Origin of the sequence: Streptomyces inhibens (assembly GCF_003389455.1) — a bacterium.
Lineage (GTDB): Bacteria > Actinomycetota > Actinomycetes > Streptomycetales > Streptomycetaceae > Streptomyces > Streptomyces inhibens.
Genome location: NZ_QUAC01000163.1, coordinates 1 through 21,573, shown reverse-complemented (window position 1 = coordinate 21,573; position 21,573 = coordinate 1). Strand labels below are relative to the sequence as shown.

Sequence of the window (21,573 nt, the reverse complement as noted above, 5' to 3'; positions counted from 1 at the left end):
GGCCGTGGGCTCGTACCCGGGCGCCGGGGGCGGAGGCGGCGCCGAGGGCCGGCCGGACGGGGCGGCCGGGCCGCCGTGGCCCGTGGGCACTCCGCCCGTCATCGGCGTCGGTGTGGGAGTGGGTGTGGGCGTCGGCGGGGTGCTCGGCTCCGGCGGCGCGAGCTGGAAGCTGCCGGTGTCCGACATGGAGCCGTGCCCGGTGACCGCGGTGCCTGCCGTCGTGCCGCCCGTCGCGGGCCCGGCGTCGGCCTCCCCGGTCCGCAGCGGGCCGTCCGGCCCGAACCCGGCGGGCAGCGGCCCTATGTGGTCGAAGACCTCGACGATCTCTTCCTCGATCGTCGCCTCCGGCAGCATCTCGACCGCCGACAGAATCGCCTTGCGCGCCCCGGTGGCCGTCTTGAAGCGGGAGTCCGGATCGGGGTGCACCAAGGAGGCCAGCACCTGCCACAGCGGCTCCGGCACGCCCTCGGGCGCGTTGGGGATGCCGTGCTGCGCGAAGTGCCGGATCAGCGCCTCGGCGTCCGGCTTGGTGCCGGTGATCAGGTAGAGCGCGACCAGGCCGACCGCGAACAGGTCGGCGGGGAAGTCCGGTTCGGCGCCCAGCATCTGCTCGGGCGCGAAGTAACCGGGCGTGCCCACCACATAGTTGGTCTCGGTGAGCCGCGGCTCACCCTTGCGCATCGCGATACCGAAGTCCGACAGCCGCAGATGCGGCCGTCCGGTGCCGGTGGCCTCCAGCAGGATGTTCGCCGGCTTGATGTCGCGGTGCACCACACCCTCGGCGTGCACCGCGGTCAGCCCGGCCAGCAGCTGGTCCAGCAGCGTGCACACGAACCGCGGCGGCAGCGGGCCGTAATCGCCGATCAGATGAGCCAGCGAGCCGCCGTTCACCAGATCCATGGTGAACAGCACCTTGTCGTCGTCCGCCGCCCAGCTCGCCGGGGCCAGCACATGCGGATGGTCGATCCGCAGTGCCTGTTCGCGGACGAAGCGCAGCAGTGTGTGCGCGTCGCTCTGTTGCAGCACCTTGGCCGCCACATAGCGGCGGCGCCGGTGGTCCCAGGCGCGCCAGACCGCGCCCACACCGCCCCGTCCGATCGGGTCGATCAGCTCGTACCGACCGGCGAAGATCTCACCCATTGCGCCCCGTCCGCTTTCTGAACTCGCAACGTCCCCTGTGGCTAACTCTGGTGCGCCTCGTAGTGGGCGACCGCGTCCGCGGTACGACCGGCACCGTAGACCCGGAGGAACTCTGCCAGTTCGGGGTGAGTGGGGGCGAGAGTGTTCGCCGCATCGATGATGTCCCCGGCGTCGGAGACCGACCGCAGCAGGGACTGGATCTCGCGGACCACGCGTCGCACCGTGGTCGCCCCCGTCGACGACGTCTGCTGCGCGGTGTTGTTCAGCACCGAGCCGCCCGCCGTCTTCTTGATCTCCTCCATGCGGTCGGTCGCCTCGGCGGCGCTGACGCTGCCGTCCGCGACCTGACTGGCCAGCTCCTGCAGCGCCTGCACCCGCTGGACCACCGCCGGGTTGCCTATCTTCGCGCGCTGCCCGCTCATCAGCTGGGACAGCATCGGGGCGGACAGACCGAGTACCGAGGCGAGCCGGGCCTGGTTGAGACCGAGATCGTCGATGAGACGGCGGAACAGCGCGCCCAGAGGTTCCCCGTACCAACTGCGCTGTAGCTCCCGGGCCCGCGCGGTGGCTTCCTGCTGTGCTGCGTCCATACCGTCTCCCCTGTCTCCCCGGTCGCTTCGCTGTCGCGAATCTCGCGAAGCATCCTACGGAGAGCGACGGGGTGCGGCGATACCCGGTCGGGAAAGCGGCCGGACACCGGGTACCCTGTTCCGCGAAGGGGCCTTAGCTCAGTTGGTAGAGCGCTGTCTTTGCATGGCAGATGTCAGGGGTTCGACTCCCCTAGGCTCCACTCCCCAAAGCCCTTCTGATTGGCGTCATCGCTGGTCAGAAGGGCTTTTTCGATGCCCTGACAGGGTGTCATCACTTTTCCGGCCGGGCTCTTGTCCGCGTACGCGAGCGGGCCGCGCCCGCCTCCCCGCTCGCGGGGAGGTGGACACGGCCCGGTGATCTTCCGGCGGCCCGGCGTCAGGCGGTGTTGCCGCCACCCCGCTCGTCGGCCTCGGCGTCGGCCTGCTTGGCCTGGACCTCGGGGTCGAGCGCGGCGCCCTCGCTGCCGTCCACGGCGCTCAGCCGGCCGCGTTCGCCGACCTCGGTGGGGGCCGGCGGCTCGACCAGCCAGTCCGGGTTGGCCTGCTTGTCCCACCACTTCCAGGCGGCGATCGCAGCGCCGACCAGGACGCCCAGCACGGTGAGGCGCTTGGCGGCCTTGCCGCACTTGGCCCGGCGGTTGTGCTTCTTCTGGAGCTTGGCGATCTCCGCGGCCGATACCTGGCCGCGGAGCGCGGCGAGCGCGGCGGCGCCGCGGGAGAGAGCTTCCTCACGCACCGGCTCGGCCGCGGCACGCGCGCTGGTCACGGCGTTCTCCAGCCGCGGTGCGGTGTACTCGGCCGCGTGGCGGGCGGCCTTGCGGGTCCGGCAGGCCGCCCGGGTCGCCGCGGCGTCCACCTTGGGCGGCAGCGTGCCACGGGCATGCTCGATACGCGGATGCAGATGCGTGTCGTACTGCGAACGGGCCTGATGGGCGGCCTCGGCCACCTTGGGCGCCAATCGCGTACGGGCCTCGTGCGTGTAGTGCGCGGCGGCGTCCTTGGCCGTACCGGCATACGGAGCCACCACCTCCGCGGCGTGCCGCACGCTCTCCCTGGCCGTACCGGTCGCGGCGCGCACGCTGTCCTTGCGGGTCACGGGATCCTCCTCCTCGGTGGCGTGTCCGGGGCTCGGGGGGCTGTCCCCCATGTCTGCTGTATCGCCTGTCCACCCGTTTGAAGATCATGCCCGCTCATGAGCCGTACGGCATGTGCGAGCGGGCATCCGGGTCATTGCGGACGTTCCGGGGCCCTGTGACGACGATCCCACGGATTGCGGCTTCGGGCGCTGGGAATCAGTGCGAAAGCCGTCAGGGGAGTGGTGGTCGGGCGACGGGGAAAATACGCGCGAAGGTCGTTGCGGGGTGGTGGTCGGGCGACGGAGAAAATACGCGCGAAGCCCGTTCCGGGGTGGTGGTCGGGCGACGGGCGGGCCGGTCCATGCGAGGATCGGGAACCGTCAGTGAAGACTTATGGAAGGTAGATCGTGGCTGAGCAGCTCTACGCCACCCTGAAGACGAACCAGGGCGACATCGAGATTCGGCTTCTGCCGAACCATGCACCCAAGACGGTCAAGAACTTCGTCGAGCTCGCCAATGGTGAGCGGGAGTGGACCCACCCGGCGACCGGCAAGAAGTCCACGGACCGGCTGTACGACGGCACCGTCTTCCACCGGGTGATCAGCGGTTTCATGATCCAGGGCGGCGACCCGCTGGGCAACGGCACCGGTGGCCCCGGCTACGAGTTCGGGGACGAGTTCCACCCCGACCTGGCCTTCAACAAGCCGTACCTGCTGGCCATGGCCAACGCCGGTCCGGGCACCAACGGCTCGCAGTTCTTCATCACCGTCGGCGCGACCGCCTGGCTGACCGGCAAGCACACCATCTTCGGTGAGGTGAGCAACGAGGCCGGCAAGAAGGTCGTCGACGCCATCGCAGGCACCAAGACCAACCCGCGCACCGACCGTCCGGTCCAGGACGTCGTCATCGAGTCGGTCGTCATCGAGACCCGCTGAGCCGCGTCTTGTGCCCCGGCCCGGTCCGGGGAACCATTGCGCCCCGCCCGGTCGTAAATCAGGCGGGGCGCAAAGCTCGTCCAGGGGTGGTGAACCGCGCGACGGGCGGGAGGGGCGGTGTTCGACGCCCCGGACGGAGACGAGGACGAGGGGACCGATGGACCAGGTGCCAGGCAGCCCACAGGAGCCGCAGGACGCGCGGGGGGACGACGGCCTGCCGGGCTGCTACCGCCACCCGGACCGTCCGACCGGCATCCGTTGCACCCGCTGTGACCGGCCGATCTGCCCGGAGTGCATGGTCAGCGCCTCGGTCGGCTTCCAGTGCCCGGACTGTGTACGCGGCGGCAGCGGCACCGGCCATGCGCCGCGGGCGTCGGTGCCGCGCACGATCGCGGGCGGCACGATAGCGGCCAACCCCCGGCTGATCACGATGATCCTGATGGGGATCAATATCGCGGTCTTCATCGCGATGACGCTGGACGACGGCCGGCTGCTGGGCGACCTCGTCATGCTCGGGCGGACCCCTCCGGGGTATCTGCCCGAAGGCGTCGCCGAGGGCCAGTGGTACCGCCTGGTGACGGCGATGTTCCTGCATCAGCAGTTCGCGCACATCGCGTTCAACATGCTGTCGCTGTGGTGGCTGGGCCCGCCGCTGGAGGCGGCGCTCGGCCGGCTGCGGTTCATCGCGCTCTATCTGCTCGCCGGCCTGGGCGGCAGCGCCCTGTCGTACCTCCTCGCCGCGCCGAGCCAGCCCTCGCTGGGCGCGTCCGGCGCGATCTTCGGGCTGCTGGGTGCCACGGCGGTGTTGCTGCGGCGGCTGAATTACGACATGAAGCCGGTGCTGATCCTGCTCGGCCTCAACCTGGCGTTCACGTTCCTGTGGCCGCACATCGCCTGGCAGGCGCATGTCGGCGGCCTGATCGTGGGCGCCGCGGTGGCGTTCGGAATGGTGCATGCACCGCGCGACCGCCGGACCCTGGTGCAGGCCGCCACCTGTGCGGTGGCGCTGCTCGCGATCGCCGCGGTGGTGTGGGTACGGACCCTTCAGCTGGTGGGCTGAGGGGCCTGTCCCGTCAAGTTGTCCACAGTGCGTGGCCGATCTTGTGCATGCTGTGCGGAACTCTCGTTCCGGGCCGCCCTGACCTGCGTTTCCCCAGTAAGAACAGGGGGAGACGGAGGTCAGGAGCGGGTGCCGCCGATCACACCGGCGTCAACCTCCGGAAGGTTATCCACAGATCTTCTGAAGTTTTCCCCGGCTGTGGATAACCGTGTGGATGGCCTTGGGCAGGGCTTGCGCTACTTCCACTGTGTGGATACGCCGAAGCCCACCGCGATGAAGCCGAAGCCGCACACGATGTTCCAGTTGCCCATGGCGGCGATCGGCAGATCGCCCTCGGACACGTAGAACAGCACGATCCACACCAGCCCGATCAGGAACATCGCCAGCATCAGTGGCGCCACCCAACCGCGGCCTGAGTTCATCTTCAGGTTGGTGGTCTTCGCCGGCGGCGGCGTGAAGTCGTCCTTCTTGCGGATCCGTGACTTCGGCACGAGGAACTCTCCTGTCGATGCGCTGCTCCCCCACTCTCGACTTCTCGCGAGCGGGATGGGATACCGCCCGCTCGAACGAAGCCGAGATCGGGGGATCCCCGCCCGCGCGGGGGAGGTACGAGGTGTGCGCCGGGAAGCGGACGCGGTGGGGAGCGGATTCCTTTCCCGGGCGTCCGTTAGCGTAGTGCTTCCGCGGCGTCGTAAGGAGTAAGGGTACGTTGAGCAATTCCGCTGACTCCCCCGGCCGCCCCGTCCGGCCCCGGCTGCGGCCGGTGCGGCTGCTCACCCTGGTCGTCTTCGCGCTCGCCGGGCTGCTGTTCTGGCTGAGCTTCGACACCGCGCGCGGCACCAATCTGCGCTCGGACGACTCGATGCTGCGGCTGTCCGACCTCATTCAGGAGCGCAGCCACAAAAACGGCTCCCAGGACGACCGTAACGCCACCCTGCGCGAGGAGGTCGACGGGCTCGCGCAGCGCGACAACGGCAGCTCCAAGGCCGAGGACGCCAAGCTCAAGGCGCTGGAGAAGAGCGCCGGCACCAAGCCGCTCTCCGGCCAGGGCGTGTCCGTCACGCTCACCGACGCCCCGCCGAACGCCACCGCCAAGATCCCCGGCGTGCCCGAGCCGCAGCCCAACGACCTGGTCATCCACCAGCAGGACCTGCAGGCCGTGGTGAACGCCCTGTGGCACGGCGGCGCCAAGGGCATCAAGGTCATGGACCAGCGGCTGATCTCCACCAGCGCGGTGCGCTGCGTCGGCAACACCCTGATCCTCCAGGGCCGGGTCTACTCCCCGCCGTACAAGGTCACCGCCGTCGGCAACCGTGAGGCCCTCAACAACGCGCTGACCGCCTCCCCCGCCATCCAGAACTATCTGCAGTACGTGAACGCCTACGGCCTGGGCTGGAAAGTCGACCAGCACGAGGCGGTGACTCTGCCCGGCTACTCCGGCACAGTGGATCTCCACTACGCACAGCCTGTGAAGCCGTAGCCCGCGCGCCGCGAGGGCGGCGGGGAGGGGCGGGGCCGAATGATGCTGCGGGGCCGGACGACGGTGCGGTGGATCGTACGGACGCTCAGCGAAATCTGCGTCACCGGCGGCGCGCTGATCGTGCTCTTCGTGATCTACGTCCTCTTCTGGACCGGCGTACGGGCCGACAGCGCCATGGACGGCGAGATCGGCAAGCTCCAGCACCAGTGGTCGACCGGGCCGCTCACCGCCCCCGACGCCAAGCCCGCCCCCGGCGACGGCCCCACGCCGTCCGCGCCGCCCCGCCGCTACGAGCCGGGCGCGTCCTTCGCCGTCATGTACATCCCGCGCTTCGGCGCGGACTGGGCCAAGCCCGTACTGGAAGGCACCGCGACCGACGTCCTCAAGCGCGGCCTGGGTCACTACGACCGCACCGCGCGCCTCGGCGACCTCGGCAACTTCTCCGTCGCCGGCCACCGACGCACCTACGGCGACCCCTTCAAGGACTTCCCGCAGCTGCGCCCCGGCGACGCCGTGGTGCTGACCGACGGCACCACCTGGTTCACCTACCGCATCGACAACCGGCCCTATACGACGCTGCCCGGCGACATCGGGGTGATCGACCCCGTACCGCGAAAATCCGGCTTCAACGGCCCCGGCCGCTATCTCACGCTGACGACCTGCGAGCCGGAATGGGGCCACAGCCACCGGCTGATCGCCTGGGCACACCTGGATTCCACCCAACCCGTGGCACAGGGAAGGCCATCGGCTTTGACCGGCTGACCCCCCTGCGCCCGCTCCCGCCCCTTACTCTGGTGTCGACATCGTCATCGGCATCGGCAAGGGGACAGCGACAGCATGTACGGCTGGATCTGGCGGCATCTGCCGGGCAACACGTGGGTGAAGGCGCTGATTTCACTGGTGCTCGTGCTGGCGGTCGTCTTCGTACTCTTCCAGTACGTCTTTCCGTGGGCGGAGCCGCTGCTCCCCTTCAATGACGTCACTGTCGACGAAGGGATGGCAGCCGTCCGATGACTGCACGGATTCTCGTGGTCGACAACTACGACAGCTTCGTCTTCAACCTCGTCCAGTACCTCTACCAACTGGGTGCCGAATGTGAGGTGCTGCGCAACGACGAGGTCGCGCCGCGGCACGCCCAGGACGGCTTCGACGGCGTGCTGCTGTCGCCCGGACCCGGTACGCCCGAGCAGGCCGGCATCTGCGTCGAGATGGTCCGGCACTGCGCGGACACCGGCGTCCCGGTCTTCGGCGTATGCCTGGGCATGCAGTCGATGGCGGTCGCCTACGGCGGTGTGGTGGACCGCGCGCCCGAGCTGCTGCACGGCAAGACCTCGCTCGTCACCCACGAGGGCGTCGGCGTCTTCTCCGGCCTGCCGTCCCCCTTCACCGCCACCCGCTATCACTCCCTGGCCGTCGAGCCGGACACCGTCCCCGACGAACTGATCGTCACCGCCTGGACGGAGGCCCCGGACGCCCCCGGCGGGCGGATCGCCATGGGCCTGCGGCACCGCGAACTACCGGTCGAGGGCGTGCAGTTCCACCCCGAGTCGGTGCTGACGGAGTGGGGGCACCGGATGCTGGCCAACTGGCTCGTCGAATGCGGCGACAAGGGAGCGGTGGAGCGCTCGACGGGGCTGGCTCCGGTGGTCGGCAAGGCCGGCGCGTGACCGCCCTGCGCCCCGAGCGTGAAGGGAGATCCTACGAGCCGTACGAGCCGGAGCCGCCGTACGTGCCGCAGGACCCGCACGGACCACAGGATCCGTACGGGCAGCCCGATGCGTTCGAGGCGGCAGTGGGGCAGCTCAATGACCCGCTGAACGATCCCCTGCCGAACCAGGCAGCGCCCGAGCCCGGTCCGTACCCGCAAGGGCCCCAGGCGCTTCAGGCGGGTCATGGGCGCCATGCGGCTCCGGCGCAGGGCGAGAGAACGGGCTCCCCGTGGTTCCGCCCGCATCAGGAGCCGGAACTCCCGGCCCCGGCTCCGGCCCCGGCCCGGCCGCACCAGCCGGCCCGCGCGAATCCGCAGTCGTACGGTCCCGAGCCCGCCGCCCACGACCAGGGCCACGGCTCCCGCTCCGGCCACGACCCTCACCCTGCGTCGACCGAGCCGATATCGGTGCCCTACACCGCACCGGAGGCACCGGTATCGCCCGCCCCCGCGCCGGCCACTGCGTCTGCCGCCGCGCCATGGCGGGGCGACGACGAGACCATGGCGCTGCGGCAGGCCGAGAAGTCCGGCGGGGACGCCGTTTCACGTGAAACCGACACCGACGTTTCACGTGAAACCGAGACCCCGGCCCCGACTTCCGCACCCGGCGGACGAGCGGCCCGGCGCAAGGCCGCTCAGGAGGCCGCCAAGCGGGGCGGCAGGCGCGGGCGCCACAGCGGTGCGGCCGCCGCCACAGCGGCCGCTGCGACGGCTTCTGAACCGGCGACCGCCCCCACTTCACGGCTGGAGGCCCGGCGGGCCGCGCGCGCCGCCAAGGACAGCCCCAGCCTGATCGCCAGCCGCGCGCTGGGCGAGGTGTTCATCACCCTCGGCGTGCTGATGCTGCTGTTCGTCACCTATCAGCTGTGGTGGACGAATGTGATGGCCGAGCAGGAGGCCGGCGGCGCCGCCAACAACCTTCAGCACGAGTGGGACAAGGGCGGCGGGGAGAAGAAGAACCTCGCGGACGGTGAGCGCTTCGGGATCATGTATATCCCCAAGCTGGATGTGAAGGCTCCGATAGCCGAGGGCATCGACAAGCACGATGTGCTGGACCACGGCATGGTCGGCCACTACGACAAGAACAGCGGGATCAAGACGGCAATGCCCTGGGACAAGAAGGGCAACTTCGCGGTGGCGGCCCATCGCAACACCCACGGCGAGCCGTTCCGCTACATCAACAAGCTCACCAAGGGCGACAAGATCGTCGTCGAGACGCAGAGCTCGTACTACACGTACGAGATGGAGAGCATCCTCCCGCAGACGTCTCCGAGCAACACCAGCGTGATCGGACCGGTGCCGCCCGGCTCGGGATTCACCGGACCCGGCCGCTACATCACCCTGACGACCTGTACCCCGGAGTTCACCAGTACCTTTCGGATGATCGTCTGGGGCAAGATGGTCGACGAGCGGCCGCGGAGCAAGGGCAAACCGGATGCGCTCGCCGGCTGAGCGAATATAAGAGGGGTGCTACGCGGTGACTGCAACCGGAAGCGACGAGGAAATCGACCGGTCCGCGCCGCCCCCCAAGCCGCGCCGGGTGCGCAGGACCATCGCCGCCGTCGTCAGCGTCATCGGCGAGCTGCTGATCACCGTCGGCCTGGTCCTGGGCCTGTTCGTCGCCTACTCGCTGTGGTGGACCAACGTCCTCGCCGACCGCGAGGCGCACAAGCAAGGTGACCAGGTGCGCCAGCACTGGGCGAGCAGCGGGCCCAAGGGGCCGGGGGAGCTGAACACCAAGGACGGCATCGGCTTTCTTCACGTACCGGCGATGAACAACGGCGAGGTGCTGGTCGAGAAGGGCACCGACTCCGAGGTCCTCAACGAGGGCGTGGCCGGCTATTACACCAAGCCGGTCAAGTCGGGGCTGCCGAACGACAAGAAGGGCAACTTCACCCTCGCCGCACACCGCGACGGCCATGGCGCGAAGTTCCACAACATCGACAAGCTCAAGGACGGCGACCCGATCGTCTTCGAGACCAAGGACACCTGGTACGTCTACAAGGTCTTCGCGACGCTGCCCGAGACCTCGAAGTACAACGTGGACGTCCTCGACGACATCCCGAAGGAGTCCGGCAAGCGCAAGGCCGGCCGCTACATCACCCTGACGACCTGCACCCCGGTCTACACCTCGAACTACCGCTACATCGTCTGGGGCGAGCTGGAGCGCACGGAGAAGGTCGACGCGGACCGCACACCCCCGAAGGAACTGCGCTAACTTCCGCCCCGGCCCAGCCCCCGCACCCCGCATACGACAAAGCCCCGGCCGCCCTCCAAGGGCTGCCGGGGCTTCGTCGTCAGTCGCCGTACGGGCCGCTAGTGCTTGCCGCCGAACGGTCCGCCGAAGAGGGTGCCGTCGTCGCCCCCGTTACCGTTGCCGCCACCACCACCGCCGATGGTGGTCAGCGTCACGGTGGTGGTGCCGGGATCGGCCGGCTGCTGAGGCTGCGGATCCTGGGTCACCACACGGGCGTTGTCGTCCTGCGGACTGCCGCCGGCGAACTGGATGTTGTTGAAGCCGGCCTGCTGCAGCGCCTGCTTCGCCTCCTTGACCGTCCGGCCCCTCACGTCCGGCACCGGTGTCTGCGCCGCCGCCTTGCCCACGGTCAGGGTGACAGCGGAGTTCTTCTCGGCCGGGGTGTTGCCGCCCGGGCTCTGATTGAGGACCTTGCCGACCTGATTCGGGTCGGAGACCTCCTGATCGCTCCGGGCGACCGTGAAGCCGAGGTCCTTGAGCTGCTTCTCGGCAGCCGCGAAGTCCTGGCCCTTGACGTCCGGGACGTTCACCTTCGGGCTCTCCGTGGCGATGGACAGCGTGATCGTGGTGTTCTTGGTCTTCTTGGAGTTCGGCTTCGGGTCCTGATCGGCGACCGTACCGGGGTCCCGGTCGGAGGCCACAGGCTTGGTCTCGATCTCGGTGAAGCCCTTGTCCTCAAGCTCCTTGCGCGCCTCGGCCTCGGTCAGACCCTTCACATTGGGAACCGAGATCTGCTCCAGGCCCGTGCACAGCGTGACCGTGACGGTGCCCTTCTTCTCGATCTCCTTGCCGGACTCCGGGTCCTGCTCGGTGACCTGGCCCTTCTTGACGTTGTCGCAGGCCTTGCGGCCGCCTTCGACGACCTTGAAGGTGCCGTTCTTCCCGAAGCCCTTGGCCTCCGACAGGGTCTTGCCGACGAGGTTGGGCACCGGCGTCTTGCCGCCGCCCTTGTTCCCGTTGGTGAACATCGCCTTGCCGATGAAGATCGCACCGACCAGGACGAGCACCGCGGCGAGCACCAGCAGGATCGTCGAGGTGTTGCTCTTCTTCTTGCCGCCGCCCCGCCGCCGGTCGGCGCGCTCGTCGTAGCCGTAGCCCCCGTCGTCCGGGTTCATCGGCGGGAGCATGGAGGTCTGGCCCGCCGGATCCTGCGGGCGCAGCATGGTCGTCGGCTGGTCCTGGTCGTAGCCCGCCGCGCCCATGGCGGAGGTCGCCGCGACCGGCTGGCCCTCCAGCGCCGCCTCGATGTCGGCGCGCATCTCGTCGGCCGACTGATAGCGGTAGTCCGGGTCCTTGACCAGCGCCTTCAGGACGATGGCGTCCATCTCCGGCGTGATCTCGGGGTCGAAGTTGCTCGGCTTCTGCGGCTCCTCGCGGACATGCTGATAAGCCACCGCGACCGGTGAGTCACCGACGAACGGCGGCCGTACGGTGAGCAGCTCGTAGAGCAGACAGCCGGTGGAGTACAGGTCGGAGCGGGCGTCGACCTGCTCGCCCTTGGCCTGCTCGGGCGAGAGGTACTGCGCCGTGCCGATGACCGCCGCGGTCTGCGTCATCGTCATACCGGCGTCGCCCATCGCGCGGGCGATACCGAAGTCCATGACCTTGACCTGGCCGGTGCGCGTCAGCATGACGTTGGCCGGCTTGATGTCGCGGTGGACGATGCCGGCCCGGTGGGAGTACTCCAGCGCCTGCAGGACGCCGGTGGTCATCTCCAGCGAGCGCTCGGGCAGCAGCTTTCTTCCGGAGTGCAGCAGCTCACGCAGCGTGGAGCCGTCGACGTACTCCATGACGATGTACGGGATCGAGACACCGTCGACATAGTCCTCGCCGGTGTCGTAGACCGCGACGATCGACGGATGGTTCAGCGAGGCGGCCGACTGGGCCTCACGGCGGAACCGGGCCTGGAAGGACGGATCACGGGCGAGGTCCACCCGCAGCGTCTTCACAGCTACGGTGCGGCCCAGGCGGGTGTCATGCGCGAGGTACACCTCGGCCATGCCACCACGGCCGAGCACCGAGCCCAGCTCGTACCGGCCGCCGAGGCGACGCGGCTCTTCCATAAGCTTCTCCAGCCCTCTCCGTCAGTCCCGACCGCACCGGTGTGTGGTCCGGCGGTGTGCTGTCCGGGCATACCGTACCCGGCACGCCGTACCGGACCGAGCCGGAGCCGCAACCTGATACGTGACCGGTATTGGCATGACCCGAGTCACTTCTCGCCTTCGAGTACCGCCTCCATGACCCGCTTCGCGATCGGAGCTGCGAGCTTGCCACCGGCGATGTCATCGCGGAGCGTGTCGGATCCCTCAATGACGACGGCTACCGCGACCGGGGTGCCCTTGTCGGTCTTGGCGTAGGAGATGAACCAGGCGTACGGGTTGTCCTTGTTGTTCTCACCGTGCTGCGCGGTTCCGGTCTTACCGCCGACCGTGACGTTCGGGATCTGAGCGTTGGTTCCCGTGCCGTTCTTGACGACGGTCTCCATGATGCTCTGGATCTTCTGGGCGTTCTCCGGCGACAGCGGCCGGCTCATCTCCTGCGGCGTGTGCTGCTGGACCACATTGAGGTTCGTCGCGACCAGCTGATCGACCATGTACGGCTTCATCAGCTTGCCGCCGTTGGCGACCGCCGAGGCGACCATGGCCATCTGCAGCGGCGTGGCGCGGTTCGACGCCTGGCCGATGCCCGCCATCGCGTTCTGCGGCCGGTTGTCCTTGGGGAAGATGCTCTCCGCGGCCCGGACCGGAGTGTCGATCTTCGGGTCGTTGAAGCCGAACTTCTCGGCCTCGTCCTTCATCTTCTTGTTGCCGAGGTCCGCGCTGATCTTGCCGAACACGGTGTTGCAGGACCAGCGCAGCGCCTCACGCAGGCTGGCGTTCTCGCAGGGGATGTTGCCCTCGTTCTTCAGCTCGATGCCCGAGGTGTCGGGGAGCGTGTAGGGCAGCGGCGAGACCGTCTTGGAGTCGACGTCGTTGTAGAGGCCGTTCTCCAGCGCCGCCGCGGCCGTGACGACCTTGAAGGTCGAGCCGGGCGGGTAGGTCTGGCGCAGCGCCCGGTTGAGCATCGGCTCGTCGGGGTTGTTCTTCTTCTGCAGCGCGCTGTACGCCTCGGCGTCCTTGTTGCTCATCCCGGCGAAGGTGGACGGGTCGTACGACGGGGTGCTGGCCAGCGCCAGGATCGCGCCGGTCTCCGGGTTGATCGCGGCGACCGCGCCCTTCTGGTCGCCCAGACCCTCGAAGGCGGCCTTCTGGGCCTTGGCGTCGAGGGTGGTCACCACGTTGCCGCCCTTCTGCTTGCCGCCGGTGAACATGTCGACCGTGCGGCTGAAGAAGAGCCTGTCGTCGGTGCCGGAGAGTATGCCGTCGTTGAGCTTTTCGAGCTGGTTGGAGTCGAAGGCCTGCGAGGCGTAACCGGTGACCGGCGCCCACATCTTGCCGTTCTTGTACGTCCGCTTGTACTTGAAGTCGCCGCTGTCGGTGGTCGTGGAGCCGGTGATGGCCTTGCCGTCGACGATGATGTTGCCGCGCGGCGTGCTGTAGCGCTCGATGGCGACCCGGCGGTTGTGCGGGTCGTTCTTGAGCTCATCGCCCTGGACGAACTGCACCCAGTTGACGCGGACGAGCAGAGCGAGGACGAGCAGGCCGCAGAAGATCGCGACCCGGCGCAGGGGCTTGTTCACGGGCGGACCACCTGGGTCATCTCGGCGTCGGTGGACGGGGCGGGGGCCGGCGCGGGGCGGCGTGCGGTGTCGCTGATCCGCAGCAGGATCCCGACCAGCGCCCAGTTGGCGATCACGGAAGAACCACCCTGGGCGAGGAACGGCATCGTCATACCCGTCAGCGGGATCAGGCCCGTCACACCACCGGCGACCACGAAGACCTGCAGCGCGAAGGCGCCGGACAGGCCGACCGCCAGCAGCTTGCCGAACGGGTCACGGGCGGCCAGCGCCGTACGGATACCGCGCTCGATCAGCAGGCCGTACAGCAGCAGGATGGCCATCAGGCCGGCCAGACCGACCTCCTCGCCGACCGTGGCGAGGATGTAGTCGCTCTTCGGCGCGATGCCCTGGATCAGACGCGAGTAGCCCTGCCCCAGACCGGAGCCGAGGATGCCGCCGGACCCGAAGGAGTACATCGCCTGGGCGGTCTCGGTGACACCGCCGTTGAGCAGCTCCAGCGGGTTGAGCCAGTTGTGCACACGGACCTGGACGTGCGACTCGAAGGTCGCCACCGCGACCGCGCCGCCCGCGCTGAGCAGGAGCCCGAACACGATCCAGCTGGTGCGCTCGGTCGCGACGTACAGCATCACGACGAACAGGCCGAAGAAGAGCAGCGAGGTACCCAGGTCGGTCTCGAAGACCAGGATCATCAGGCTCAGGGCCCAGATGACGAGGATGGGGCCGAGGTCGCGGCCGCGCGGGAGGTAGAGCCCCATGAAGCGGCGGCTGGCCAGCGCCAGCGCGTCCCGCTTCACCATCAGATAGCCGGCGAAGAAGATCGCGATGATGATCTTCGCGAACTCACCGGGCTGCAGCGAGCCGAGACCCGGAATCGTGATCCAGATCTTGGCGCCGTTCACGCCGGGGAAGAACATCGGCGCGACCAGCAGCACCAGCGCGATCACCATCGAGATGTAGGTGTAGCGCTGCAGGACACGGTGATCCTTGAGGAAGATCAGGATGCCGAGGAAGAGCGCGACGCCGAGCGTCGACCACATCAGCTGGTTCGGCGCCATCGCCTTGCCCAGCGAGGGCTCCTGGTCGAGCCGCCAGATGAAGATCAGCCCCAGGCCGTTGAGCAGGGTGGCGATGGGCAGCATCAGCGGGTCGGCGTACGGCGCCCACTTGCGGACGACGAGGTGGGCGACGCCCGCCAGCAGACCGAGGCCCAGGCTGTAGCCCAGCACACCGGCCGGCACCGAACCGTCCTTGGCCAGGCCGACGTTGATGTACGCGAACACCGGAATCAGCACCGCGAAGACGAGCATCGCCAGCTCGGTGTTGCGGCGGCTCGGGGCTCCGATGGTGCCGATGGTGGTGGTGTTGGTGGTACTGCTCATGAGATGTACGGCCCCCTACGCCCTCACTGCTGGGTGCTGCAATTCTTTTCCAGCTTCTGCTGCTCCTCGGAGGGGGCCTGGCTGGGAGTGGGTGTGGGAGTCGGCGACGCGGTCGCCGCGAGCGTGCCGGGCAGGCCGGTGCCGCCGGTCTTGCCCGCCTTGTCGGTGGAACCGGGCTTGGTGCTCGGCGTACCGGGCTTGGTCGGCGTACCCGCCTGGCCCTTGCCTCTGTTACGCGCCGCTTCGCGCTCGGCGGCCTCCCGCTGCTCCTTGCTGCGGCAGGCGTTGGCCTGCTTGCTCAGCTCGGTGACCTTTTCGCCGGCCTGCGTGCGGTTGTCGACCGCGATCGTCTCCTTGACCTGGTTGCGCTGGTACAGCGGCAGGTACTTGAGTTCGATCTCGGGGTGGTCCTCGTCCACGTCATTGAGCTTGATCCACGCCAGGTCCTGGCTGATGCCCTGGTAGAGCGCGATGTGGTCGTCCTTGGCGCCGACGAAGTACTGCGTCTGCGTCCAGCGGTAGCCGGCGTAGAGCNTGGCGCCGACGAAGTACTGCGTCTGCGTCCAGCGGTAGCCGGCGTAGAGCCCGCCGCCGACGACGCCCAGCGCCAGCGCGATGAACAGCGACCGCTTGATCCACTTTCCGCGCCGCCGGGGCTTGAGGAAGTCCTCGTCGGTGAACGCGCCGAAGGAACCCTGCGGCGGCCCGCCGACCTCCAGGTCACCGCTTCCGGGCGGGCCGAAGGCGCCTCCCGGGGCGGCCTGCTGGGCGTCCCTGCGGCCGAGCTCGGCGGCCCGGGCGGCCGGCGTCTGCATCGTGCTGGGGTCGCTGAGCTGGTTCTGGTTCTCGGCGACGGCGCCCACGATCACCGGGGTGTCGTTGAGCTGACCGGCCATCGACTCATTGCCGTCCACGTCCAGGACGTCGGCGACGATGCAGGTGATGTTGTCGGGGCCACCGCCGCGCAGCGCGAGCTGGATCAGCTCCTGCACCGTCTCGTGCGGCCCGTGGTAGCTGGCGAGCGTCTCTTCCAGCGTCTGGTGGCTGACGACCCCGGACAGTCCGTCCGAGCAGATCAGATACCGGTCTCCGGCCCGCACCTCGCGGATCGACAGGTCCGGCTCGACATGATCGCCGCTGCCCAGCGCCCGCATCAGCAGCGACCGCTGCGGGTGGGTGGTGGCTTCCTCTTCGGTGATCCGGCCCTCGTCGACCAGCCGCTGCACCCAGGTGTGGTCCTGGGTGATCTGGGTCAGCCCGCCGTCGCGCAGCAGATACGCACGCGAGTCGCCGACGTGGACGAGGCCGAGCCGCTGACCGGTCCACAGCAGGGCGGTCAGGGTGGTCCCCATGCCTTCCAGCTGGGGATCCTCCTCGACCATCACCCGCAGCTGGTCGTTGGCCCGCTGCACGGCGGTGCCGAGCGACGTGAGGATGTCCGAACCGGGGACGTCGTCGTCGAGCTGGACGAGCGTGGAGATCACCTCGGAGGAGGCGACCTCACCGGCGGCCTGGCCGCCCATGCCGTCGGCGATGGCGAGCAGTCGCGGTCCGGCATAGCCGGAGTCCTCGTTGCCCTCACGGATCATGCCCTTGTGCGATCCGGCGGCGAAGCGCAGTGAAAGACTCATGCGCACCTCACCCGTCGGCTCGGGGTACAGCCGGTCTCGTCGAGCCACACTGCCCACCCTCCGGTCGGGAGCACGCCCGGGTCCGCCGAGTGGACCGCCGCGGCTCGCTCGCTCCGCTCGCTCATTGTCGTACTACTTCCGCAGCTCGATGACGGTCTTGCCGATGCGGATCGGGGCTCCCAGAGGAATCGGTGTCGGGGTCGTCAGTCGGGTCCGGTCCAGGTACGTGCCGTTGGTGGAACCGAGATCCTCGACGATCCACTGGCCGTCACGGTCCGGGTAGATCCTGGCATGCCTGCTGGACGCGTAGTCGTCGTCCAGCACGATCGTGGAGTCGTGCGCACGGCCCAGGGAGATGGTCTGGCCTTGGAGGGCGACGGTGGTACCGGTCAGCGAACCCTCGGAGACCACCAGTTTCGTGGGGGCTCCGCGGCGCTGGCGGTTGTTGCCGCGGCCGCCTTCCTGGCGGCGCTGCTGTTGTTGCGGCGGCGCGGCAGCCTGGCGCTGTGTACGCGCTTCCTGCCCGCCGCGTCGGGCGGCACCGCGCTGTGTGACGCGCGTGCCGAACAAATCGCTGCGGATGACCTGAACGGCCACGATGACGAACAGCCACAGTACGGCGAGGAAACCCAACCGCATGACCGTGAGGGTCAGCTCTGACATTGCCCCCGCTTCACCCTTCGGCTTGCCGGTAAACGATGGTGGTACTGCCCACGACAATCCGCGAGCCGTCGCGGAGATTAGCGCGAGTGGTGTGCTGCCCGTCTACCACGATGCCGTTCGTGGAACCCAGATCCTGGATCATGGGGGGCGTTCCGACCCGGATCTCACAGTGACGCCGGGAGACACCCGGGTCGTCGATCCGTACGTCAGCGTCGGTGCTGCGGCCCAGTACGAGCGTGGAGCGCGAGATCTGGTGGCGGGTGCCGTTGATCTCGATCCAGCGCCTGGTTTGCGCGTAGGGCTGCGGTCCTGCACCGGGCGGTGCCGTACGGGGTACGGGCTGCGCGCCGCCGGGAGGCGGGGACGAAGGCATGGGGGGCGGGCTCACATGGCCGCCGCCGGGCTGGCTGCCGCGAGGCATCGCGGAGGCGCGCTGGGCGGCCGCCGCCTGGCCCGGTTGATCCTGGGACGAGCTGGAGGCGAGCGTGCGACTGCGGACGCGGTACAGGCCGGTGTCGAGATCGTCGGCCTTCTCCAGATGGACCTTGATCGGGCCCATGAAGGTGTAGCGCTGCTGCTTGGCGTAGTCGCGGACCATGCCCGACAGTTCGTCGCCGAGCTGCCCGCTGTAGGGGCTCAGGCGGTCGTAGTCGGGGGTGCTCAGCTCGACGATGAAGTCGTTGGGGACGACCGTGCGGTCGCGGTTCCAGATGGTGGCGTTGTTGTCGCACTCGCGCTGCAGCGCGCCGGCGATCTCAACGGGCTGCACCTCTGATTTGAACACTTTGGCGAAGGTGCCGTTGACGAGACCTTCGAGACGCTGCTCGAAACGCTTCAGTACTCCCACGGGGCACCTCCTTCCTCAGTCTTCGTCGGGGTCGTCCTGATCGGGTCGTCCTGATACTGCTTACTGATCGTATCCACGCGTCGGGAAATCGGCTGGTTCCCCTTTCCCGCCTTGAGGACGAGTGTCGCCCCTCACAGGGTTGCCCGGTGCTTCTTGCTCCTTGCCCACTGCTTGTGCACTGCGATCGTAGATGTGCCCCGAAGACAGTGTCCCGCAACCGCCGACCACTCCGGCCGGGCGGGGGCCGGAGTCGGACACGGCGGGCCATGAGCCGTCCCGGCGCGGGACGGGCGGACCGGTGAGCCTCACTCCGGTTGCGGCTACCGCGAGTGTGAACCCTTTGGGCAGTGCTCGGCGAATGCCCGAGGTACGGAGGGGTGCCGAACCGGGGTTGCCACAGGGCGGGGAGCCGGGTGGCCGCAGGGCGGGGACCGGGGGAAAGGCGTGTGAAGACACCCCCGACAGCGTGCTAATGTTCTGGATGTCGGCAGGCGCTCGCACAAGACCCGGACGGAACAGCCCGGATCGCGTGGGAGAATCAACCGGCAGCACCCATGCGCGGGTGGCGGAATAGGCAGACGCGCTGGATTCAGGTTCCAGTGCCCGAAAGGGCGTGGGGGTTCAACTCCCCCCTCGCGCACAGATGAGACCCCCGGTCTTCGGAGAAATCCGGAGACCGGGGGTCTTTCGTTGCGTTTGTCACGTTGTTGTGTGCGTCACGGGGGGTGGGGCGGCGCTGGGGTGTGGGCGGGGGTGTCGCCGGACGCGGGGCTCGCGACGTATGTCACCCGCGACCTCCGTCACTTCGCGACCTCCGTCACAGCGGTACGGAAGGCGCGTACGCGGGCCGTTTCGCGCGCCGTGTGGTGGACGAGGCCGAGGACGGAGTCCGGCAGGCCCGTGACGGGGACGAAAGAGATGTCGCGGCGGCCGTGGTAGTCGGCGGTGGGGCGGCACAGCAGCATGCCGCCCCGGCCGGCCGCGGCGAGGGTGAGGCCCTCTTGCAGGGTGCTGACCTTGGGGCCGGCGGGTATCGGGCGGCCCTGCGGGGTGGTGGCCGGGGCATGGGCCGCTCGCCAGTAGGCGGGCGCCGGGCCGTCCGGGGAGATCAGTGGCGTGCCGGCGAGATCCTCGGCGGCGATCGCGGTACGGGACGCCAGCGGGTGCCGTACGGAGACGGCGAGGGTCTGCTGCTGGGCGGAGAAGACCGGGCCGAGGGTGAGGTCGGGCTCGGCGACGGGCAGGAGCGTGACGGCGACATCGACCGCGCCGCTGCGCAGCGCGCCGAAGGGGTCGCACAGCGGGATCTCGACGATCTGGGTGGCACAGCCCGGGTGGCGGCGGTGGAAGGCGTCGATGGCCCGCATGATCCGGTCGTCCGCGGTGCCCTGGAAGCCGATCGTCAGACGCCCCTCGATCCCGCGGGCGGCGCTGCGGGCGCGCTCCACGGTGGCGCGCAGCGCGTCGTAGGCGGGGCGCAGGGACGTACGGAACTCCTCGCCGAGCGGGGTGAGACGGACGCGGCGGCTGGTGCGGTCCACGAGGCGGGCGCCGATCCGGGACTCCAGGGCGCGCAGGAGCTGGCTGACGCGGCTCTGCGAGACGTACAGCCGCTCGCCGGTGCGGCCGAAATGCAGCTCTTCGGCGAGGACGAGGAAGCACTCCAGCTCGCGGAGTTCGAGGGCGGGGGTGGCGCTGGGGAGGGTGCCGGGGGCGGTCGAGGGGGACGGGCCGCTCATGGGGGTTCCTTCGGGCTCCTTCGGGCGTTCCTTGGCGTCGGTGTTGCTGGTGTTGTTGGTGGTGGTGGCGCGGTGGTGTCGTGCGGTGGACCGATGAGCCCTGTTCATCGATGAGTCCTGCTCATACAAGGGTGAGGAGTTGGCCGTTGTTCCCCGGTGGACGCGGAAGTTGGCTGGAGGCATGACGAACATCGAGGGCCGGATGGCGGGCCGCGCGGCTGGACCAGCGGCGCCACCAGGGGAGTTGGGGCGGATTCGGGGCGGTGGCTGGCCGGCGGTGGGGGCGCTGGCGGCGGCGACGTTCACGGTCGTGACGTCGGAGATGCTGCCGGTGGGGCTGTTGACGCCGATGGGCCGGGAGTTGCGGATCACGGACGGCACGGCGGGGCTGACGCTGACCGTGACGGGCCTGGTCGCGGCGGTGGCGGCGCCGGTGCTGACGCTGCTGGCCGGGCGGCGGGACCGGCGGGTGGTGCTGGCCGCACTGATGGGCACGCTGGCGGCGGCGAATCTGCTCGCGGCGTACGCACCGGATGTCGCGGTGCTGCTGGCGGCGCGGGTGCTGGTGGGGCTTGGGATGGGCGGGGTGTGGGCGATCGCGGCGGGGCTCGCGGTGCGGCTGGTGCCCGGGCGAAGGGTGGCGGCGGCGACGTCCCTGATCTTCAGCGGGGTCGCGGCGGCGTCGGTGCTGGGCGTGCCGGCCGGCACATTCCTGGGTGAACTGGGCGGCTGGCGCACGGCGTTCGTGGCGATGGCCCTGGTCTGCGGGGCGGTGGCGGTCGCGCTGGCCGTATTGCTGCCGCCGCTTCCGGAGGCTGCCGCGGTGCGGCTGAACGGAGTGCTGGGGCTGCTGCGCGGCGCACCCGTACGGACCGGACTTCTGCTGATGGCGCTCCTGGTGACGGGGCACTTCGCGGCGTACACGTATGTGCGGCCGGTGCTGGAGGAGGTGGCCGGCGCGGAGGCGGGGCAGATCAGCACGCTGCTGCTGGCCTTCGGCCTCGCGGGTCTGGCCGGGAACTTCACGGCCGGTGCCGCGGCGGCGCGCTCGCCGCGTGCGGCGTTGCTGGCGATCTGTGGGGTGCTCGCGGGAGCGGTGTTGCTGGTGCCGCTGCTGGGGCACGTTGCGGGGGTCGCGGGGGCGGCACTGCTGGTGGCCGTATGGGGGCTGGCCTACGGGGGCGTGTCGGTCAGCACCCAGACCTGGCTGATGGCGGCCGCGCCGGGCGCGCGGGAGGCGGCATCGGCGCTGTTCGTGGCGGTGTTCAACGGGGCCATCGCGCTGGGGGCGCTGGTCGGCGGGCGGGCCGCGGACGGCTGGGGCGCGGCCGGCGTGATGTGGCTGGGCGGCGCGCTCGCGGTGGGGGCGCTGGTGACGGTGGGAGTGGG

General features: G+C 69.4%; 20 protein-coding genes, 2 tRNA genes and 1 pseudogene. 11 read left to right on the top strand and 12 right to left on the bottom strand.

The annotated features are described in order from the left end of the window. Positions 1-1,140: serine/threonine-protein kinase (locus tag DY245_RS20960; RefSeq protein ID WP_147318356.1), on the bottom strand; the 1,140-nt coding region annotated here is incomplete at its 3' end. A gap of 41 nt (positions 1,141-1,181) precedes the next feature. Then, positions 1,182-1,730: a helix-turn-helix domain-containing protein gene (locus tag DY245_RS20955; protein ID WP_128508782.1), complete on the bottom strand. Its 549-nt coding sequence runs from the start codon at positions 1,728-1,730 to the stop codon at positions 1,182-1,184. Between the two features lie 127 nt (positions 1,731-1,857). Between DY245_RS20955 and DY245_RS20950 the strand changes: the two genes are divergently transcribed. Next, positions 1,858-1,930 (top strand) — tRNA-Ala (locus DY245_RS20950). 176 nt (positions 1,931-2,106) lie between these two features. On the opposite strand, the gene DY245_RS20945 is transcribed toward DY245_RS20950, so the two are convergent. Next, the gene (locus DY245_RS20945) at positions 2,107-2,826 is read right to left on the bottom strand and encodes a DUF5324 family protein (RefSeq protein ID WP_128508781.1); all 720 of its coding nucleotides are present in this window, start codon (positions 2,824-2,826) and stop codon (positions 2,107-2,109) included. A 387-nt stretch (positions 2,827-3,213) separates the two neighbouring features. Here DY245_RS20945 and DY245_RS20940 point away from each other — a divergent pair, with 387 nt between their 5' ends. Both DY245_RS20940 and DY245_RS20935 read left to right on the top strand, forming a co-directional pair. Further along, positions 3,214-3,741 (top strand): peptidylprolyl isomerase, encoded by a 528-nt coding sequence (locus DY245_RS20940; protein ID WP_128508780.1) that lies wholly within the window; start codon positions 3,214-3,216, stop codon positions 3,739-3,741. 157 nt (positions 3,742-3,898) lie between these two features. After that, on the top strand, positions 3,899-4,801 hold the full coding sequence (locus DY245_RS20935; RefSeq protein WP_128508779.1) for a rhomboid family intramembrane serine protease: 903 nt from the start codon (positions 3,899-3,901) through the stop codon (positions 4,799-4,801). 236 nt (positions 4,802-5,037) lie between these two features. On the opposite strand, the gene crgA is transcribed toward DY245_RS20935, so the two are convergent. Continuing rightward, positions 5,038-5,292 carry a cell division protein CrgA gene (gene crgA / locus DY245_RS20930; protein ID WP_128508778.1) on the bottom strand — a complete coding sequence of 85 codons (255 nt, stop codon included), beginning with the start codon at positions 5,290-5,292 and terminating at the stop codon, positions 5,038-5,040. A 218-nt stretch (positions 5,293-5,510) separates the two neighbouring features. On the opposite strand from crgA, the gene DY245_RS20925 reads away from it, so the two are divergent. The 6 genes from DY245_RS20925 (at position 5,511) to DY245_RS20905 (ending at position 10,207) form a co-directional block, all read left to right on the top strand. Next, complete coding sequence (locus DY245_RS20925) at positions 5,511-6,281, top strand: DUF881 domain-containing protein (protein WP_128508777.1); 771 nt, start codon at positions 5,511-5,513, stop codon at positions 6,279-6,281. A gap of 39 nt (positions 6,282-6,320) precedes the next feature. Next, positions 6,321-7,043, top strand: coding sequence for a class E sortase (locus tag DY245_RS20920; RefSeq protein WP_128508776.1), 723 nt, complete (start codon positions 6,321-6,323; stop codon positions 7,041-7,043). Between the two features lie 75 nt (positions 7,044-7,118). Beyond that, positions 7,119-7,295: a hypothetical protein gene (locus DY245_RS44510; protein ID WP_181923787.1), complete on the top strand. Its 177-nt coding sequence runs from the start codon at positions 7,119-7,121 to the stop codon at positions 7,293-7,295. After that, the gene (locus DY245_RS20915) at positions 7,292-7,948 is read left to right on the top strand and encodes an aminodeoxychorismate/anthranilate synthase component II (protein ID WP_128508775.1); all 657 of its coding nucleotides are present in this window, start codon (positions 7,292-7,294) and stop codon (positions 7,946-7,948) included. Before DY245_RS44510 ends, DY245_RS20915 begins: the two co-directional genes overlap by 4 nt. Then, positions 7,945-9,441 carry a class E sortase gene (locus DY245_RS44505; RefSeq protein WP_181923786.1) on the top strand — a complete coding sequence of 499 codons (1,497 nt, stop codon included), beginning with the start codon at positions 7,945-7,947 and terminating at the stop codon, positions 9,439-9,441. The genes DY245_RS20915 and DY245_RS44505 overlap by 4 nt, the downstream gene beginning before the upstream one ends. Positions 9,442-9,466: 25 nt before the next feature. Further along, entirely contained in the window at positions 9,467-10,207 is a 741-nt protein-coding gene (locus DY245_RS20905) for a class E sortase (RefSeq protein WP_128508774.1), read from the top strand. A gap of 98 nt (positions 10,208-10,305) precedes the next feature. On the opposite strand, the gene pknB is transcribed toward DY245_RS20905, so the two are convergent. The 7 genes and pseudogenes from pknB to DY245_RS20870 form a co-directional block, all read right to left on the bottom strand. Beyond that, the gene (gene pknB / locus DY245_RS20900; protein ID WP_128508773.1) at positions 10,306-12,309 is read right to left on the bottom strand and encodes a Stk1 family PASTA domain-containing Ser/Thr kinase; all 2,004 of its coding nucleotides are present in this window, start codon (positions 12,307-12,309) and stop codon (positions 10,306-10,308) included. A gap of 146 nt (positions 12,310-12,455) precedes the next feature. Continuing rightward, positions 12,456-13,925: a peptidoglycan D,D-transpeptidase FtsI family protein gene (locus tag DY245_RS20890; protein WP_128508772.1), complete on the bottom strand. Its 1,470-nt coding sequence runs from the start codon at positions 13,923-13,925 to the stop codon at positions 12,456-12,458. After that, positions 13,922-15,304 carry an FtsW/RodA/SpoVE family cell cycle protein gene (locus tag DY245_RS20885; protein WP_128508771.1) on the bottom strand — a complete coding sequence of 461 codons (1,383 nt, stop codon included), beginning with the start codon at positions 15,302-15,304 and terminating at the stop codon, positions 13,922-13,924. Before DY245_RS20885 ends, DY245_RS20890 begins: the two co-directional genes overlap by 4 nt. A 23-nt stretch (positions 15,305-15,327) precedes the next feature. Beyond that, positions 15,328-15,838, bottom strand: a pseudogene (locus DY245_RS46510) (protein phosphatase); the annotation flags it as partial. Position 15,839: 1 nt separating this feature from the next. Further along, positions 15,840-16,935: Stp1/IreP family PP2C-type Ser/Thr phosphatase (locus DY245_RS20880; RefSeq protein ID WP_244943169.1), on the bottom strand; the 1,096-nt coding region annotated here is incomplete at its 3' end. Between the two features lie 132 nt (positions 16,936-17,067). Next, on the bottom strand, positions 17,068-17,598 hold the full coding sequence (locus DY245_RS20875) for an FHA domain-containing protein FhaB/FipA (RefSeq protein WP_128508769.1): 531 nt from the start codon (positions 17,596-17,598) through the stop codon (positions 17,068-17,070). Positions 17,599-17,608: 10 nt separating this feature from the next. Further along, a complete protein-coding gene (locus DY245_RS20870; protein ID WP_128508768.1) occupies positions 17,609-18,445 on the bottom strand; it encodes an FHA domain-containing protein in 837 nt (278 codons plus the stop codon). Between the two features lie 556 nt (positions 18,446-19,001). Here DY245_RS20870 and DY245_RS20865 point away from each other — a divergent pair. Then, positions 19,002-19,085, top strand: a tRNA-Leu gene (locus DY245_RS20865). Between the two features lie 160 nt (positions 19,086-19,245). On the opposite strand, the gene DY245_RS20860 is transcribed toward DY245_RS20865, so the two are convergent. Continuing rightward, a complete protein-coding gene (locus DY245_RS20860; protein ID WP_128508783.1) occupies positions 19,246-20,184 on the bottom strand; it encodes a LysR family transcriptional regulator in 939 nt (312 codons plus the stop codon). Between the two features lie 181 nt (positions 20,185-20,365). On the opposite strand from DY245_RS20860, the gene DY245_RS20855 reads away from it, so the two are divergent. Beyond that, positions 20,366-21,573 (top strand): MFS transporter (locus DY245_RS20855; protein ID WP_147318355.1); only part of this gene is annotated, 1,208 nt, incomplete at its 3' end.

What these genes read in the sequence shown, in the direction of transcription:
- DY245_RS20955 (WP_128508782.1), bottom strand. Translation starts at nt 1,730, where the DNA reads ATGGACGCAGCACAGCAGGAAGCCACCGCGCGGGCCCGGGAGCTACAG.
- DY245_RS20935 (WP_128508779.1), top strand. Translation starts at nt 3,899, where the DNA reads ATGGACCAGGTGCCAGGCAGCCCACAGGAGCCGCAGGACGCGCGGGGG.
- DY245_RS20920 (WP_128508776.1), top strand. Translation starts at nt 6,321, where the DNA reads ATGATGCTGCGGGGCCGGACGACGGTGCGGTGGATCGTACGGACGCTC.
- DY245_RS44510 (WP_181923787.1), top strand. Translation starts at nt 7,119, where the DNA reads ATGTACGGCTGGATCTGGCGGCATCTGCCGGGCAACACGTGGGTGAAG.
- DY245_RS20915 (WP_128508775.1), top strand. Translation starts at nt 7,292, where the DNA reads ATGACTGCACGGATTCTCGTGGTCGACAACTACGACAGCTTCGTCTTC.
- pknB (WP_128508773.1), bottom strand. Translation starts at nt 12,309, where the DNA reads ATGGAAGAGCCGCGTCGCCTCGGCGGCCGGTACGAGCTGGGCTCGGTG.
- DY245_RS20885 (WP_128508771.1), bottom strand. Translation starts at nt 15,304, where the DNA reads ATGAGCAGTACCACCAACACCACCACCATCGGCACCATCGGAGCCCCG.
- DY245_RS20875 (WP_128508769.1), bottom strand. Translation starts at nt 17,598, where the DNA reads ATGTCAGAGCTGACCCTCACGGTCATGCGGTTGGGTTTCCTCGCCGTA.
- DY245_RS20860 (WP_128508783.1), bottom strand. Translation starts at nt 20,184, where the DNA reads ATGAGCGGCCCGTCCCCCTCGACCGCCCCCGGCACCCTCCCCAGCGCC.